Annotated in this window: 15 protein-coding genes and 1 pseudogene; 1 reads left to right on the forward strand and 15 read right to left on the reverse strand. The window is 43.4% G+C overall.

Going from position 1 to position 15,416, the window contains the following annotated elements; all coding sequences use genetic code 11:
- Window positions 1-104 precede the first annotated feature (104 nt).
- From J2Z65_RS04675 to J2Z65_RS04735, 14 genes and pseudogenes are all read right to left on the reverse strand, one after another.
- Window positions 105-395, reverse strand: coding sequence for a Dabb family protein (locus J2Z65_RS04675; RefSeq protein ID WP_167054146.1), 291 nt, complete (start codon window positions 393-395; stop codon window positions 105-107).
- 13 nt (window positions 396-408) lie between these two features.
- A complete protein-coding gene (locus tag J2Z65_RS04680; protein WP_167054144.1) occupies window positions 409-1,971 on the reverse strand; it encodes an ABC-F family ATP-binding cassette domain-containing protein in 1,563 nt (520 codons plus the stop codon).
- A gap of 94 nt (window positions 1,972-2,065) precedes the next feature.
- Window positions 2,066-3,490: a DUF6382 domain-containing protein gene (locus J2Z65_RS04685; protein WP_167054142.1), complete on the reverse strand. Its 1,425-nt coding sequence runs from the start codon at window positions 3,488-3,490 to the stop codon at window positions 2,066-2,068.
- 17 nt (window positions 3,491-3,507) lie between these two features.
- Window positions 3,508-3,999: an A24 family peptidase gene (locus J2Z65_RS04690; RefSeq protein ID WP_193580786.1), complete on the reverse strand. Its 492-nt coding sequence runs from the start codon at window positions 3,997-3,999 to the stop codon at window positions 3,508-3,510.
- Window positions 4,000-4,044: 45 nt separating this feature from the next.
- Entirely contained in the window at window positions 4,045-4,710 is a 666-nt protein-coding gene (locus tag J2Z65_RS04695; RefSeq protein WP_167054140.1) for a TadE/TadG family type IV pilus assembly protein, read from the reverse strand.
- Between the two features lie 15 nt (window positions 4,711-4,725).
- Complete coding sequence (locus J2Z65_RS04700) at window positions 4,726-7,005, reverse strand: hypothetical protein (RefSeq protein ID WP_209855769.1); 2,280 nt, start codon at window positions 7,003-7,005, stop codon at window positions 4,726-4,728.
- 14 nt (window positions 7,006-7,019) lie between these two features.
- On the reverse strand, window positions 7,020-7,727 hold the full coding sequence (locus J2Z65_RS04705) for a hypothetical protein (protein ID WP_244999138.1): 708 nt from the start codon (window positions 7,725-7,727) through the stop codon (window positions 7,020-7,022).
- A gap of 141 nt (window positions 7,728-7,868) precedes the next feature.
- Window positions 7,869-8,090: pseudogene (locus tag J2Z65_RS36060) on the reverse strand (TadE/TadG family type IV pilus assembly protein); the annotation flags it as partial.
- Window positions 8,014-8,241: a Flp1 family type IVb pilin gene (locus J2Z65_RS04710; RefSeq protein ID WP_167054132.1), complete on the reverse strand. Its 228-nt coding sequence runs from the start codon at window positions 8,239-8,241 to the stop codon at window positions 8,014-8,016. The pseudogene J2Z65_RS36060 and the gene J2Z65_RS04710, both read right to left, overlap by 77 nt.
- 19 nt (window positions 8,242-8,260) lie before the next feature.
- Window positions 8,261-8,788 carry a type II secretion system F family protein gene (locus J2Z65_RS04715; RefSeq protein ID WP_167054130.1) on the reverse strand — a complete coding sequence of 176 codons (528 nt, stop codon included), beginning with the start codon at window positions 8,786-8,788 and terminating at the stop codon, window positions 8,261-8,263.
- 340 nt (window positions 8,789-9,128) lie between these two features.
- Window positions 9,129-10,010 (reverse strand): type II secretion system F family protein, encoded by an 882-nt coding sequence (locus J2Z65_RS04720; protein WP_167054128.1) that lies wholly within the window; start codon window positions 10,008-10,010, stop codon window positions 9,129-9,131.
- Window positions 10,007-11,269, reverse strand: coding sequence for an ATPase, T2SS/T4P/T4SS family (locus tag J2Z65_RS04725; protein ID WP_167054126.1), 1,263 nt, complete (start codon window positions 11,267-11,269; stop codon window positions 10,007-10,009). The genes J2Z65_RS04720 and J2Z65_RS04725 overlap by 4 nt, the downstream gene beginning before the upstream one ends.
- The gene (locus J2Z65_RS04730; protein ID WP_209855772.1) at window positions 11,266-12,381 is read right to left on the reverse strand and encodes a nucleotide-binding protein; all 1,116 of its coding nucleotides are present in this window, start codon (window positions 12,379-12,381) and stop codon (window positions 11,266-11,268) included. Before J2Z65_RS04730 ends, J2Z65_RS04725 begins: the two co-directional genes overlap by 4 nt.
- Before the next feature lie 260 nt (window positions 12,382-12,641).
- Entirely contained in the window at window positions 12,642-13,154 is a 513-nt protein-coding gene (locus tag J2Z65_RS04735) for an acyl-CoA thioesterase (RefSeq protein WP_167054121.1), read from the reverse strand.
- A 145-nt stretch (window positions 13,155-13,299) separates the two neighbouring features.
- On the opposite strand from J2Z65_RS04735, the gene J2Z65_RS04740 reads away from it, so the two are divergent.
- Complete coding sequence (locus tag J2Z65_RS04740; RefSeq protein ID WP_167054119.1) at window positions 13,300-13,782, forward strand: TspO/MBR family protein; 483 nt, start codon at window positions 13,300-13,302, stop codon at window positions 13,780-13,782.
- Here J2Z65_RS04740 and J2Z65_RS04745 read toward each other — a convergent pair.
- The gene (locus tag J2Z65_RS04745) at window positions 13,766-15,400 is read right to left on the reverse strand and encodes a serine/threonine protein kinase (protein ID WP_205300911.1); all 1,635 of its coding nucleotides are present in this window, start codon (window positions 15,398-15,400) and stop codon (window positions 13,766-13,768) included. The genes J2Z65_RS04740 and J2Z65_RS04745 overlap by 17 nt on opposite strands.
- Between the last annotated feature and the right edge of the window lie 16 nt (window positions 15,401-15,416).

Consider the following 15,416-nt stretch of genomic DNA (forward strand, 5'->3'; position numbering starts at 1 on the left):
AAAAACAGTGCAGCCTAGGAATTTTAGCTGCGCAAGCGGCAAAATCCGCTTTGCTAACCCCTTCTAAGGATACTACACTGTTCCCGTGTGTTTTTCAAACGCAATTAGCTTACAAAATCAACGCAAATAGAAGTACCGTCAAGAACTGTCTTCATATGCGCCTTCACTTCTTCATGAATAGGATGCGTGTCATATACCTTTAGATCTTCTAGAGAATCAAATTTAGTAATCAACGCAATATCATACGAACGTTCCAAATGAAGAATATCCGTACCAACTTCGATATGGCGAAGTACCGGGATTTTGCCTTCCATGTTCGTAAGAACCGCTTTTGTTACTTCTACGGCTTCAGGACTACGATCTTTGAGCTTAAAAAACACAACATGAGTTAACATTGGACATTTCCCCCTAATTGGTTACTTTTGCTTTGGCAGACCATTCTTCTACGTTCCAAACTCTTGTTACCCAACCTTCATAAAATTCCGGTTCGTGGCAAACAAGCAAAACAGTTCCTTTATACGCGATCAACGCTCTTTGCAGCTCTTCTTTGGCAACTACGTCCAAATGGTTCGTAGGCTCATCGAACAATAACCAGTTGCTTTCTCTCATCAGCAGCTTGCAAAGCCTAACTTTGGCTTGCTCTCCCCCGCTGAGCATGCTCATGGCGCGGGTGATGTGCTCATTCTTCAAGCCGCACCGTGCGAGAGCTCCTCGGACTTCGTTTTGAGTCATCGAAGAGAACTCATTCCATACATCATCAATCGGCGTCATATTTGGTGCTTTGACCTCTTGTTCAAAGTACGCAGGGCTTAAGTAATCGCCTTGATACGTTTTACCGCTGAAAGGATCAATTTTCCCAAGAATCGTCTTAAGCAGCGTAGATTTCCCTACTCCATTACAGCCGACAATGGCAATTTTCTCACCGCGTTCAATCGTCACATTCATCTTCGGCAATAACGGACGATCGTACCCGATTTCCAAATTTTCTGCCTCAAATACGATTCTACCACTTGTGCGAGATTCCTTGAATACGAACGTTGGCTTCATCGCAGTTTCCGGACGTTCGATTCGCTCAACTTTCTCAAGCTGCTTCTGACGGCTTTTGGCGCGTGTAGAAGTCGAGGCACGGGCTTTATTGCGCGCAATAAAGTCTTCCTGCTTTTTGATGTACTCCTGCTGCTTCTCATAGGCGTCAATATGCTGTGATTTGTTCATTTCCGCCATATCAAGAAATTTCTCATAATTCGCCGTATAACGAGTCAACTTCGTAAACTCCAAATGATAGATCACGTTAACGACTTCATTCATAAATTCCGTGTCATGGGAAATCAGCATAAACGCAAACGGGTAATCTTTGAGATACATTTTCAACCATTCGATATGTTCCACGTCCAAATAGTTCGTAGGCTCGTCCAAGAGCAGTACGGTTGGCTTCTCCAAGAGCAATTTAGCCAGAAGAACTTTCGTCCGTTGTCCACCGCTCAGAGATGTCACGTCACGGTCAAGACCAATTACGCTAAGGCCAAGCCCATTAGCCATCTCTTCGATTTTCACGTCCAGCATATAGAAACCGCCGATGTCCAAACGCTCTTGAATCTCGCCCATCTGCTCAAGGAGTACTTCCAATTCTTCCGGGGTGGCATCCGCCATCTTGTCGGTAATCGCCATCATCTCTTTCTCTTCTTCAAAAAGAGGAAGAAACGCGTCACGTAAAATATCGCGAATCGTTTTGCCTGGCGTTAGCACCGAGTGCTGATCCAAATACCCGTATTTAACTCTAGGCGTCCATTCTACTTTGCCTGTATCTTTCAAAAGTTTGCCGGTCAGTATATTCATTAATGTAGACTTACCTACACCATTTGCTCCAACAATGCCAACACGCTCGCCCGCCAGCAGTCGGAAAGATACATTTTTGAATAATGTACGATCTCCAAAGCTGTGGCTTAAATCCTCTATCGTCAAAAGACTCATTTAAAAATCTGAACTCCTGTCTGTTAAAAAATCGCACTTACTCGTGACTTCTTATTATACCACTGCTAGAGCTAGACAGGAAATAGTTAAATTTTCAATATCGAAATATCATCTCTTGCCGAAGTATCCTGATCTCGTCTCCATCTTTTAACAAATAAGGCTGATAGGTAACGAGCGGCTCTCCATTGAGACAGGTTCCGTTCGTGGAGCCCGCATCCTTCAGCTCATAACCTCCGTCACTTTTTGTGATTTCAGCATGTACTCTGGAAACTCCCGCTTCGTCCAAAACACAATCTACCTTTATATGCGTATCTCCTCTACCAATTGTAAAAGGGTCATTAAGAATTAGCACTGATTTTGAGGTACCTTGAACTTGCAGTTCAAGCCTAGGCCCTTGTGTTTTGTTCTTTAGATTCCCAAGAAAAACAGTGGCATTGTGCTCTTTATTTTGAATTAAAGTTGTATGCATATGTAAATTTTGATAATGGGACTGAATGTCTACAGATTTATCTTGAAGTTCAGGAATAACATCGCTTTTATTTTCACTTTGACTTTCCGCATGATAGGAGGTTGATACTTGCCGTTTGGCTTCGTCGTGTTGATATCGCGGTAACCCAAGAAATTTTGAAACAAACCATATGTCCACTAGCAAAATTGTCATTCCTAATGTTAAATGCAGCTTACTAGTAGAAGGGAAAGAAACATAATTCTGCCATAGAAACGCAGCTGCCAAAATACCACTAGCAAGTACAAGCGTCTGCGATTTTTGAGGAAGCGGTGTAAATGAGATCCTTTGACTAGTGTTTGCTGTATGGACTTCCACAATTGGATTATGTAATAACGAAGTCTCGTCTAACGGACTTTTTAAACTAGTCGATTGGTTCAACGTGTTTTGTTTCCATAGCGGTTTTGGCAAACCTTCCTGAACATTAGACTTCCCATCCATAAGTTCACGCAAATTCGCTTTTAGCTCTTGTAAACTTTGAATGAGCAGCATTGAATCTAAGTACGTTTCCAATTCTTTCTTTTCATCGTCTATAATGTTAACTGCAATCTGCCTGATTAATCCTTTTAGTGAAGTAATAACATCCTCTTCCTCGCAGCTTTCCATCATTGGTACATATGTTAAAAATACATCGGACCAATCAGCGCCGATAAAAATAAAATTATCTCTCAATACGAATCCTGTTTCATGCAGCATGTAATTTTTACTTTCCTCTAATGCGCAAACAATTGCATACATGAGTTTGGCAAAATGCAACTTTGAAAGTCCCTCAACCCTTATCACTTGGGCCAGCATCCGTTTAGCCGCTAAACGATAAAGCAATTTGATTCGAAAATCCACCTCTTGAATCTCCAGTGGCAGCAGTTTGGGGATCGTGTTAGCTTCAAGCATTTTAACTTGTAAAGTCGAAAGAGCTTCTGCTGTCAGCCCTTCCCCCTCGTCTTTAAATAAACTCATATAATGGCCATGGCGGTACACAAATTCATAGCGCAGCCCGAATACTTCTTCCGTCACGGAATTTTCACCTCTTCTCATATAAACGAGTAAAACCAAGTTAATGCAGCACCCGGTATTACCGCGTACATAAAAGGAAACTTAATATTCGTTTGATGCTTCATTCCCATTACGCTTTTCATATCCTGTAAGATCACAATGAAAAAAAGCCATTTAACTAACTTCTGTCCTGTAACCAACATTCGTTTATGCATGATTAGCAAAAGAAGTCCGATTATCCCTGCAATAAGTAAGGAATAAAGCATTAATTGAAACACAAAACTGACCCCCATCATCGCTCCAATCGCCGTAAAAAGCTTTACATCTCCTGCGCCAAGCGCGCCAATGACATAGAGCAAAAAAAACGCGATAAATGCACCGCCTGCTCCCGCAACCGCAAAAACAAGCCCGCTCCAGCCATCTATGAACAAATTGAACATCAGCCCTGTCAAAGCTCCGCAAATTGTTAAGTTGTTAGGGATTATGGCTTTGCGCACATCTGTTACAAAAGCAACAGAAATAAAGATCAAAAAAATATAATAAATCTAAAGTCCCCCCTCATATGAAAGTTGCTGTCAGGCACCAACCCAAGCACGTTCAAATGCCCGCTTTTTTAGAATGATCGTTTGACTAATAAACGGAAGCGGAAGCTTAAAAGAAACTTGCGCCTCGATACCCAAAAAATCATTCCCTCCATTTTCCACGCTCGGAAGTGTTACGGAAATCACCTTAAAGTTATTGCTCGAAATCGTTGAGCGATCGCAAAAAGCATAAACAATCGGAGTAAACGCAGCAAGCAGACGGGGCTCCACTTGCTGCTCATACAGATTTTTTTTCCCATCTGTCACCAGTTCCTCACCAAGCAAACGCTTCTCTCTTTCCCACTTGACAAGTTCCAGCATCGTTTCTGGTATATACGCAGCATACTCGTCTGATAGGTTTTCCGTGTTTGCCACCTGATCTCTGACTGATTGAACGCGGTTGATAGCCGAATTCATTATTTCTGCCGGACGACTTTGATCAAATTTCGATTTAGCTTCTTGCATGAGAAGTCTTACTGGGTACAGTTGGCCAGCGATGGATCTCGTTGCTTCTGCCACTCCGGCTTGCAGAGCCAGTTCTAGACATGCTATCTGAATGCAAATGACAAGACCAACAACAAAGGCAAAGAAAAATGGAAGAACCAGCGCGGCTTCCAACACAATGCCTCCTCTTTGCTCCTGATAAAACTTATACCGCATGCAGCCCCTCCCAATTCAATACGCGACGGCAGCCGATCTTGTAAATTGACATCGATTACCTGTCACCTTACAACCCAACAGCCCACTTCCATCCAACAACTTCATCATTTGCGGAATAAACCACAGCTTTACATCGCTATAGGCATTCCCTTGTATATAGGTCGCTGCTTGCATTAAATCTTTCCCGGTTTCCAGTTCTATTAGCGCCTGCATTCTGGCCATTAGTTTCGTGTTGTTGCTATGCATGAGCAGGAAAATCCGTAAATAATCTTTGTAAGTTAAGCTTAAAGCGGAGATCGTAATCTTCTCAGATAACTCTACCGCTTCACCTTTCACTAGTTTTGTCATGTCTTGAAAAGCAAGATGAGCCCCCTCCGCGGCAGCAGCCAAAAACACTAGCAGCGGTGAGCCAATATTAAGCAGCTCCTTTTTGGTATCTAGCAGCGCTTCGAGTGTACGAATTGCCATACGGAATGCAAACATTTCTGCGTAAGCAGACGAAATATTCGCTGCACACGACGAAAATCCATAGAGCAAATATTCTACTTCTTGATTTGCTAGTGCGTGAGTGCTCGGATCTATCCGTTCATTTGAAGACTTCGGATTTCCGGCTTGATCCTTTTCGAATCCAAGGGTACGGAAATTAAACTTGGTCAAAGCAAATTCATTTACATAGAGTTCATTTCGCATGGATTCCGCCGCGTTATTAAAAACCTCAAGCATATCCATTGCCTTCAAGCTTACTGGCTCTGACTTCTCAAGATCATAAGCAATTTCACTACCAATTGTTGTTTCCTGTGCGTTGGCTTCCCGGTATTTCTGGTAGTAACCTTTTGATGAAGCGGAATGTGCCCCAGACCCTTGAAGCCGGTCATAAAGCAAGTCATCACTGATCTTGCCATTCACGACTCCGCAACCACCGATCGATTGTTTCGCTTGATCCAAGATCGCTTGAATCTTATTTCTTTGCTGATTCTTATTTGTTGTTATGGAGCCGTTCTTTTCTATTCTTAATTTCTCTAACGTGCTCTGCTTCCCATAAAAAGAATTGGACTCTGACCAATAGGCGTCATTAGCTAGATTAGCTTTGCTAGTATTTTCTGCCGTGTACAACTGTACGGAGCCAACCACATCTTGAAAGGCTGCAAATAAAGCAGAAATACCGGCCACAGCTGTTTGATACCTGTAAAAGTAATCGTCCCCCATGACAGGAACATTTTGAAAAACCTCATCCAGACTGGTTGCTCCATTACCTGAGTTGCTGAGGGAAGTACCTTGTACTTTCGTGCGTATTTCTTCGTTTCGCTGCTTTGCGGTACGCAAGGCAGGCTCAATCAACTGCTGTAATCGACCAATTTCTTTAGCATTTGCCTGAGTTTCGAGCTTCGTTGCCGCGAGGAGCGCCACATATTTGATAATTAATTGCAGTAAAGTTTGGAGTTCATTTAACTTCTGGGACAGCGTTTGTACTTGCTCCCCCAAAGCTTGCCGGGATTCCATTATGGACCTTAAGCCAGCTAAATTACTGCCCGCTTGACTTATCGCAGCAATGGACATATCCAGCTCTCTTATAGAGGACTGCACCGATTTCATTTGACTTTCCACCTGTACGATTTCATTGCGTACTTCATCCACCGTATGAATGCCAATTTGAGCGGCTAAATTGTCTAATTCTGCTATCCGTGATTGATAGTAGGTGTGGTACAAACTAGTTTTGCCATGAAACTCTTCCGTCCTCTGCCACGCTTCATCGAGCGCGTTTTCTCTTTGATCTATAAGCTTCTCTAACGCTGCTGCTTCCTTGGAAAACTGGCTTCCAAGCTGGAAAGGCGCCTTCGTCCCTGTTTTCCGAAATTTGTCCGTAATCTCAAGGGTATATTCAATTGGCGCTTTGATTTTCATATCCTCCAGCACTTGGCGTTCAAAAATGACATGGCTGGCTAACGCATATACTGGCGTGACTCGCCCCCCTGGTGCTACAGGTTTTGTATCCACATAATGAAAAGCGCCGGACGATACTTGTCCTGAAAAATTATTTGCAAAGACAGTACGAAAAACTTCCTCCGATTTCTCTTGCGGAATTCCCAACCCATACAAGCCCATTGCCTGAAGATCTGTATCAAATGATGACATCACTGAACGTGCAGCGGCTTTAACCGCTGATTCTGTCTCCTTTTCCGCCAATTTCACTCTGGCAAAATCAATAAGCACCGCTTGGAACAAAAATATCGGAACGATAATCATAATCAGATAGACGGAAACAGCCCCTCTCTCTGAACGAACGAATGTCCTCAAATACTTCCCCCATTCTAATTGTGAATGACAACTACGATTCCCTTGCGCTCTAGCTCTTTGCGAAATGCGCCAGAGGGCATACTTTTATCGTTGGCATCCTTTTTGAAGAAATGCCAGACGACTCCTTTCACTTGTGTGCCTTGATTTAGAAGTTCGATATCCTTGGGCATTTGCTCCGCACGAAGCTGAGATTCCGTCATACTGTAAAAAGCTTGATGAGCGATGCCGCGCGCATCCAAAGCATCTACCGTCCTGTTTTTTCCCGACTCCGTTGTCAAAACGACTTCTGTACCGCTAACTAATGATCGCAAATATGAAGCGGCCTGGCGTTCCGATTTTATCGTTATGCTTGGTCCTGCCAGGTTATCTTGAGTAGGTTCTATCAGTGCTTCCCTTGCTTTTCGGGGTGATATCCGGCCCTTTATTGTTTTAAAATAAGTCCGCGTAATGTCCGTTAAACGAATAAGCTCTACTGGTTCTACTACATGTGAAACCGCTCTACCGCCAGTCTGAGTAGCACTAAACCACCTGCTCATTATCGGAGACAGATGAAAAGCTTTCTGCAGCCTCACCTCTACTTGCTGGTCTAGTAAATAATTTGAGAACTTAGCTGTACCCGTCACTCCTTGCGGCAGTAAAGACGAGATTCTAGCTAGCTTTCTCTCTACAAGCGCCCCAGCTTCCTTGGAAGGAATCTCAATTTCCGTTGCTTCACTTAACATCAACCTACCGAATAAATCTAACACGTTATTTTGTGTTAGACGGAAGTATAGGCCGTCCGTTTCCGCAGGAAGATAATTTCCTGTCACCAAATCTTTATGGCTATTGTCCCATGAAAAAGCTAGTCGCTCGGCCGCTGTTCTAGCGATCTGCTGAAGATATACTTTTTGATAGGCGTACAAACTTACGAAAAGAAGTGTAATTGTACAAAATAACAAGAGAGGAAATACAAGAGAAGCCTCAATCGTAAAGCTTCCCTGCTCTCCCTCTCTAAAGCGGGGTCTGCATCTATGGCGCACAGCTTGTCGTAGGACTTGGTGCGCAAGGTGCCACCGAACTGTTGTCTTTGAGATCAGAATTGGCATCCCCAATCAGTTTCTGGAACCAAGAAACGATCCACTTTCTGAAGATGATCGCAATCGCAACAAGCACAGCAACGATCAATAAAATCTCTAAAGTCCCGAGTCCATCTTCTTCTTTCCAAAATGACTTCAACCGTTCAAATAGGCTACTCATCTCTTCTAACCTCCGTTTATTATTTCATCATTAACATTGCCGGGGTCGCGACAATAACCATGACGACAACAAAAATAACAACCATGGGGAATACCAGCTTAGAGGATGCTTCTTCTCCAAGTGTTCGGGCAACAGATTTTCTGCGCTGCCATAGAACAAGCGAAAGAGAATGAAGTGCCGTTACGAAGTCACTTCCTCCTCTTTTATAGTTCAGCAGGATCGCTGAAGTAAACAAAGATACCTCATGGAGCGCACAGCGCTTGCCGAAGTCTTCCATCACTTTTGAAAATGAGACATTCATTTCAAGCTCATGTACCGCTTGCGCAAGTTCTTTGTACAGCGGCGATTGCGCTTTATGTGGACGAACCTCAACGCAGCGAATCCATGCGCGATTGACGGTTTCACCCGCATTAACAAGCAGCACAATTGTGCTCAATACTTCAGGTAATTCCGTAATCATGAGGAGCTGTTTCTTACGGATTTTCACATCCAAATCACGCACCATCAGCAAGGGAAGCAAGACAGCAACGAACAACCCAAAAACCAATACCGATCCATCCCCACCTGCAAGGACCGATAGGAGAGTCACAATAACGATACAGAGTGTACTTATGGAGATTAGTTCCGCATAAAAATATTTACACCCATAGGCGGATAAGCTTCTGCCATAAAGCTTAATTAGGTTATGGTGAATTTTGGATGTGAAATCAGGCAATTTTTCCATTAAATTAAGCTGATCAACAAGCAGATAACTGAATGGAAATAGGAATTGAAGACGAAAGGGAAAAGGATAGGCATGAATACAATCTGCATACCGACTGCGACCCCATAACAGTATGATGAGAATTGCTGTCAATTCGAAAATAAACATTATCGTGATCCACATGCTACACCTTTATATTCATGATTTTTTGAGTGAGCATATAGCAGCCGCCTAAAATCGATAAGCATCCGCTCATGATGAGAACGCCGCTTCCCGTATACATAGGCTGCATATACTCCGGTGATGAAAATGCAAGCACTGCGACAATTACGATTGGGGCAAACAGCAGCACCCTCGACTCAAACCTTTTTTGGGCAATCATCACGTTAATATCCTGTGTAATTTCAAGCTTTTCTCCGATCACAGCGGAAGTACGCTTCATTACCTCCACGAGATTCCCGCCTGTGCGTTTACAAGTTAAGAAGACATCTGTAAAGCTGATTACATCCTCTAAATGACTTCGATCCGCAAAGTTTTTCAAAGCCGCTTCAATAGGCTCGCCGTTCTCAACCTTCCGGCAAATGATACTAAATTCAATCACAATCAGGCAGGCAGGATCGGGATATAGAAGCTTTAGATCCTCTAGAGTCTCTTGAAATGCGGTTTCAATCGACTTTCCGACTGTCATGGAGGAAGATAGACAGCTAAGCGCTTGTTTGAATTGAACGTACAACTTATTTTTGCGAATCTGAATTAGCTGTTGTTTGCGTATGCGAGGAAATACCAATCCTACCGCCGAAATTACAGCAGCGAGAATGAAGCTTTTATAAAAAATGTAACCTACAATAAAAGCAGGCAAGGCGAGCATAAGAATGGCAGTTGCTTTTTGCTGGGCTGTCAGATGATAGTGTTGGTAATCAATTAATGCGTGGGTTGACCGAGGTGGTAGAACATTAGGAATTTTGACCTTCTTCAATTCTCTGTCTTTACTTTTTCTACGATCTAAGTACAACAACATAAACCAACTCAGCGAACCCGTTATGACGAGAAGTAATAGGATCTTCATCCAGCTTCACGCTCTTCCTCCTTATTTGAGAACCAAACGGGCAGCTTCATGCCAGCCATTCGTATTTTGTGCATATTGTGAAGTAGGTTGCCTGTATAAGTGAGCTCCCCAGTTACTTTAGCCCCTGACACGTCCCCTCTTTCCTGGAATACAAACAGCGGTTGCAGTTGAACCTCACCTTCCTTCATACCGATGACTTCATGAATTTCGGTCACTTTTCGGGTTCGATCGCGCACTCGGCTGATATGGATCATCACATCAAGCGCTGAAGCGATTTGTTTACGAATAACCTCTATCGGCAGAGGAGCACCGCTAAGCACCATTGTCTCCATTCTGCTAAGCATATCAAGCGAAGAATTGCCATGCCCCGTACTTAAGCTGCCGTCATGCCCAGTATTCATTGCAGCTAACATATCTAACGCCTCGGCTCCGCGCACTTCTCCGACTATGATCCGATTGGGACGCATCCGAAGCGAGGCTCGAATGAGGTCTCTAATGGTAATCTCCCCTCTCCCCTCGGTATTGGCATTCCTGGTTTCCATTCTGACCAGATTTGGAACGGTTTGTATCTGAAGCTCAGCTGAATCTTCAATTGTTATAATGCGTTCATGTGCAGGAATCCACGCACTAAGCGCATTTAGAAAGGTTGTTTTACCAGAACCTGTTCCACCTCCAATAAAGATGTTATACCCAGACGCTACCAACACCTGGAGCAATTCCGCAGCCTCCGCAGAAATGCTTCCCATTTGAATCAGATCATCCATAAGCAGCGGCTTTTCCGGAAATTTACGTATTGTTAAAGTAGGTCCGCTCAGAGAGGCTGGGGGAAGCACGATGTTTACCCTTGATCCATCCTGCAGACGCGCATCAACGATTGGGGTGGATTGATTTACAATCCTATTCACTTTTGAAACGATCATCTGAATAAGATCCTCTAGTTTTTCTGCGCTTTCCAAATGGAATGGGTATCGCTCAATCGCCCCCTGACGCTCGAAAAAAATATGCTCATGCCCATTAACCATAATTTCTGTTACAGAAGGATCATCGATCAACGGCTGCAAGAGATCCAATCCCCGAAATGAATCGAAAATACGTTTGACCGAGGCATGTATTTCGCTCGAAGTCCATTTCTCCTCACTTGCCGCATAAAAAACAGCTTCTTCAATGAGCTCCTTTAAACTGGCATCGCTGATCGTGCTTGAAAGATCAAGCTTCTCTTTAATTTGCTGCTTCAACGCCACAAATTGACTCTGCTTCACGAAGCAACAGCTCCTTCTGATCTAGAAGTAGAACGTCCTATACCTATATGAAGTGCTGTGACCATCTGATAGGTCTGTTCTGAAAACAAACTGGATTCCCACATCTGATCTGTAGTTCTTAAGATTTTCCACTCAGGGATATAAGGAAGCTTAAAGGAGATTTCATTGCCGAGACTAGAGAAATCATTCGTTTGCATACCTGTGTACTTATTCAAAACAAAATGGACATTTTGCATGAAGCCCATCTGCTGCACAAGCGCCTGTGTTTTATACACATCATTCAAATCATCCCGAACGAGCCAAATAATGTGGTTGCTGATTTCCAACCCTTTAACTATTCGTGGATGCACTGACGCTTCAAGATCTAAAATAATATAGTCATATTCATTCAAGCAAACGAGGGCGTTAACGAGAACACGAATCTGCTCTCCAGTAATTTCTTGCATTTCCCTGATCTGATCATGTGGAGTCAAATAGTCAAATCGCAGGCGTGGATCATGGGACTTCAACAATTGGAGCTTGGGGCCGAGTAAGTCAGGCGAGCTTTTCATATAGTAAATCAGCTGGGAAAATCGACCTGATTCGCCCTGAAGCCATAGCGACGCTGAACTAACCGATTCCAAACTTAAATAAAAAACGCGTTCACCACGAAAAGAAAGCTGCTTTGCAAGATGAATGGACGTCATCGTCTTACCGCTATTTCCGCTCGAGCTATATACAGAGAGGATACACGCTTTATTCATCCCGTGACTTATCATTTCATTCCGTTTTTCGTCATAAAAAGCTTGGAGTCTCGTGAACAAATGGTGCAGCGATTGAAACCTGTATAAGAACGGCACCTTAGTTTCTGCGTCGATGGAGTTCGCAATCGTTTCACTTAATATCATTTTGCTGAGCCTAGTGGCCCGGTTCATGAGAACCTGATAGTACACCTCCGACATTAGTAATACGCCTTCTGCTTCCTGATTCTCAAGTACTTCCAGGATCAACTCCAGCCTAGAAAACAACTTCACCTGTATTCGCTCTGCGAACTCAGAAGCACGAATGAAGGCGGCAAGTCGCTGCGCATATTCCTCGTCATTATCGAGTACATAAAGTTGAATTTTCTTCATTCAGACCTCCTAATCTCCATAAAAGATCATGAAAATTTGGCATACACCCCACTGCCGATTAATACAAGGCTAATCATCAACAGTACGATCGCTATGCGAATCGTCGTTTGAGCGCTCAATCATCATCCTCCTTTACCCGTTTGAAAAACAAAAAAGCACGCGCCGACTTCAGAGAAGTAATCTCTAAAATCAGCGGTGCTTCCGCTTGTTCAAACAATTTATCCAAATTGTACCACATTTTACCGAAAAATCAATCCTTTTTACTCCCAGGGATATTTCATTGTGAAAAATCCAGCCAGCTTTTTACTTTCAACTCTGCGAATTCGTCTCATTTCTGCCCGTTGTGGTGCCGACTCATGCAGCTTCGTCTCTTCTTCTGTTTCCGGAACTACCTGCGGTACTTCTACCGGCACTTTATTATCGTCTAAAGCAACAAATGTCAGAAAAGAAGTTGCAGCAATTTTTCTTTCTCCTGTTTTCAAATCTTCCGTAACGACTTTCACAAAAACCTCCATCGAGCTTTTCCCTGTCCAAGTCACGAATGACTCTAAACATACGGAATCTGATGTATGAATCGGATACAAAAAGTCAACAGAATCTGTCGATGCCGTTACTACGGATCTTCGGCAGTGTTTATGTGCTGCAATTGAAGCAATGTCATCGATATAGGACATCAGCTTTCCGCCAAAAAGCGTATTGTGATTATTCACGTCAGTTGGAAAAATACGCGATGTTTTGAAGCATCTGGATTCTCTGGCAAACCGTTGTTCCATGTCTAACTCCCCTTTGCATGCTATCTTATTTTATTAAGCAACATCATAGCATACTTCTCTTTACTTCGGTGAAATTTAGTTATAACTTAACAGAGGCGAGTAATATAGTAATACAAACTGGACAAACTCAAATGGAGGTGTCTTCATGTTAACGTTTATTTTTGCATTTCTTATTACGTACGCGCTTTTCTCAATTTCGGGGGTATTATTTCCAGCAGATCTCTCTTATTATGCAAGTCTGAAAAAGCCGAATTGGCAGCCTCCGGCTAAGCTATTTGGCATCGTATGGGGCATTATGTATGCGCTTATCTCAGCATCTGTAGCAATCGTCTACACGAAAACGGATGGATTTCAGGAAGCCGCCATAAGTTATGTCCTTATCCTGCTCATCAACTATATCGTTAATCAAACTTTTACGATTTTTGAATTTAAACTTAAAAACCTACAACTGGCTTTTGTTGATACCGCAGTGGTGGCAATCACTACATGCCTGCTAATCCAAGCGACAATACCATATTCCAAATTCGCTGCCTGGCTGTTAGTACCCTATTTGCTGTGGTCCTGCTTTGCTACGCTGCTCTCCTGGACAATCTTCCAGTTAAACAAGAAATCTAACTATGCTTCATAATTCTTGAAAAGAATGATGGTTTCTCCTTCATTTTTTTGCCGGAAGGCATGCTACTCCTTGGAAGGATTTCTTTTAAAAGCGGAGATAGTGCGTTGTTGATTTGCTCCAATACCTCAGGATGATCCTGAACGCACTCCCCCTTCCAAACGGCTCGCATAATTCCAGCCCGTGGCAGTTCAGGCAAGGCACATATTGGAGGAGTTGGGACCGACTCCATCCATTCCTTCTCGAACATTCCTGGAATGCAGCCGTTGGCGACATAATGCACTCGTTTTCCGCGCTGTTTATAGGAATTAAACCGATCAAAATGCGCACGTGAGCTGGGCCTATTGCATTTACCAGGTGAAGCATCGATAACAACAATAATTTCATCAGCACTATGACAAAGCTCCTCAACCGAAGGATGATCCCAATGCGTCGAAACATCCCAAAAGATGATCGGCTTTTTGATCATGTGCAGAAGTTTAAAGGAATCTGCTGGCTGCCAAGCACTATGATATCCGTCCGGATGAATGGGCACCCAGGTCGTTAAACCGTTATCCCAGGAAACTGAAGGGGTTAAGCTCCTCTCCTGTGCAGTTATTAGATGTGCGGCAAACTTGTACTCCTTCGGCGCTTTCATATCCCCATATAATAGCATGTACAAATCGGGCTCATTGGTTGGCTGTTCAACAAGAGCGTTCGGGATGTGCATCGCGTTCAAAATCCTGGCCAAAGAAATGGCCGTGAATGTCGATCCTACGCCAGCAAAAAGTCCTCCGATCACAATTAGCCTATCATTCGGCAACTGGGAGGCTTGATTGTGATTTATAATGACATTCATTGGTTCGGGATTGATGGAACGAAGTCTCATTTTCACTTCCATGGCGGATTGACAACGGTGCTGAGGATTCTCTTGCAGAAGTAATCGTACAGTCGAGGTTAGAGCTTCAGGCAGCTTAGGATTTATTTGCTCCAAAGGCTGCTGAGTGAGATAGGCAAACTGGCCACCGGACAATAAGTAATACAGCATAGCGCCCAAAGAATATAAGTCAGAACGAGCATCCGTTTGCAAGCCCATAAATTGCTCTGGAGCAGCAAATCCAATGGTTCCCATTTGCATCGTATCGCCCTGTTTACCATATTTAAATTGCCTGGCAACGCCAAAATCAATTAGCCGAACTTGCGACTGCTCGTTGAACATAATATTGGAGGGCTTAAGATCCCGGTAAATAATCGGGCAAGGGAGAAAAGTATGCAAATAATGAAGTAAATCACATAACTGGAAGGCGATTTCGATGATTTTCGTGAAAGGGAAGTCTCGTCCTGTGTTATCAAATAGATCTTGCAAGGTGGGGCCCTGAATGTAATCCATAACCAAGAAGCCTGTCCCTTCATCCGTTGTAAAATAGTCAACTAATTGCGGCAGCTGTGGATGATGAAGTTTTGCGAGCATCTCAGCTTCTTCCATGAAGGACATTGTCCCTTCTTCAACCGGCAAGATTTCTTTGACCGCCCATTTCTTCCCCTTCAGCTTCAGATCCTCCGCTAAATAAACATGACTCATTCCCCCTCGTCCTAGCAGGGATTCAATTTGGTACCTCCCGCCGATATAGGTTCCAATCCAATTCTTTTTCATACTAGCGATAAAAAAG

This window comes from Paenibacillus aceris (assembly GCF_017874035.1).
GTDB classification, from domain to species: domain Bacteria; phylum Bacillota; class Bacilli; order Paenibacillales; family NBRC-103111; genus Paenibacillus_E; species Paenibacillus_E aceris.

Bases quoted from the DNA above. Each gene is read 5' to 3' on its own strand.
- J2Z65_RS04745 (WP_205300911.1), bottom strand. From the start codon at position 15,400: ATGAAAAAGAATTGGATTGGAACCTATATCGGCGGGAGGTACCAAATT.
- J2Z65_RS04710 (WP_167054132.1), bottom strand. From the start codon at position 8,241: ATGAGTAGCCTATTTGAACGGTTGAAGTCATTTTGGAAAGAAGAAGAT.
- J2Z65_RS04695 (WP_167054140.1), bottom strand. From the start codon at position 4,710: ATGCGGTATAAGTTTTATCAGGAGCAAAGAGGAGGCATTGTGTTGGAA.
- J2Z65_RS04740 (WP_167054119.1), top strand. From the start codon at position 13,300: ATGTTAACGTTTATTTTTGCATTTCTTATTACGTACGCGCTTTTCTCA.
- J2Z65_RS04720 (WP_167054128.1), bottom strand. From the start codon at position 10,010: ATGAAGATCCTATTACTTCTCGTCATAACGGGTTCGCTGAGTTGGTTT.
- J2Z65_RS04705 (WP_244999138.1), bottom strand. From the start codon at position 7,727: ATGTTAAGTGAAGCAACGGAAATTGAGATTCCTTCCAAGGAAGCTGGG.
- J2Z65_RS04675 (WP_167054146.1), bottom strand. From the start codon at position 395: ATGTTAACTCATGTTGTGTTTTTTAAGCTCAAAGATCGTAGTCCTGAA.
- J2Z65_RS04735 (WP_167054121.1), bottom strand. From the start codon at position 13,154: ATGGAACAACGGTTTGCCAGAGAATCCAGATGCTTCAAAACATCGCGT.
- J2Z65_RS04730 (WP_209855772.1), bottom strand. From the start codon at position 12,381: ATGAAGAAAATTCAACTTTATGTACTCGATAATGACGAGGAATATGCG.
- J2Z65_RS04680 (WP_167054144.1), bottom strand. From the start codon at position 1,971: ATGAGTCTTTTGACGATAGAGGATTTAAGCCACAGCTTTGGAGATCGT.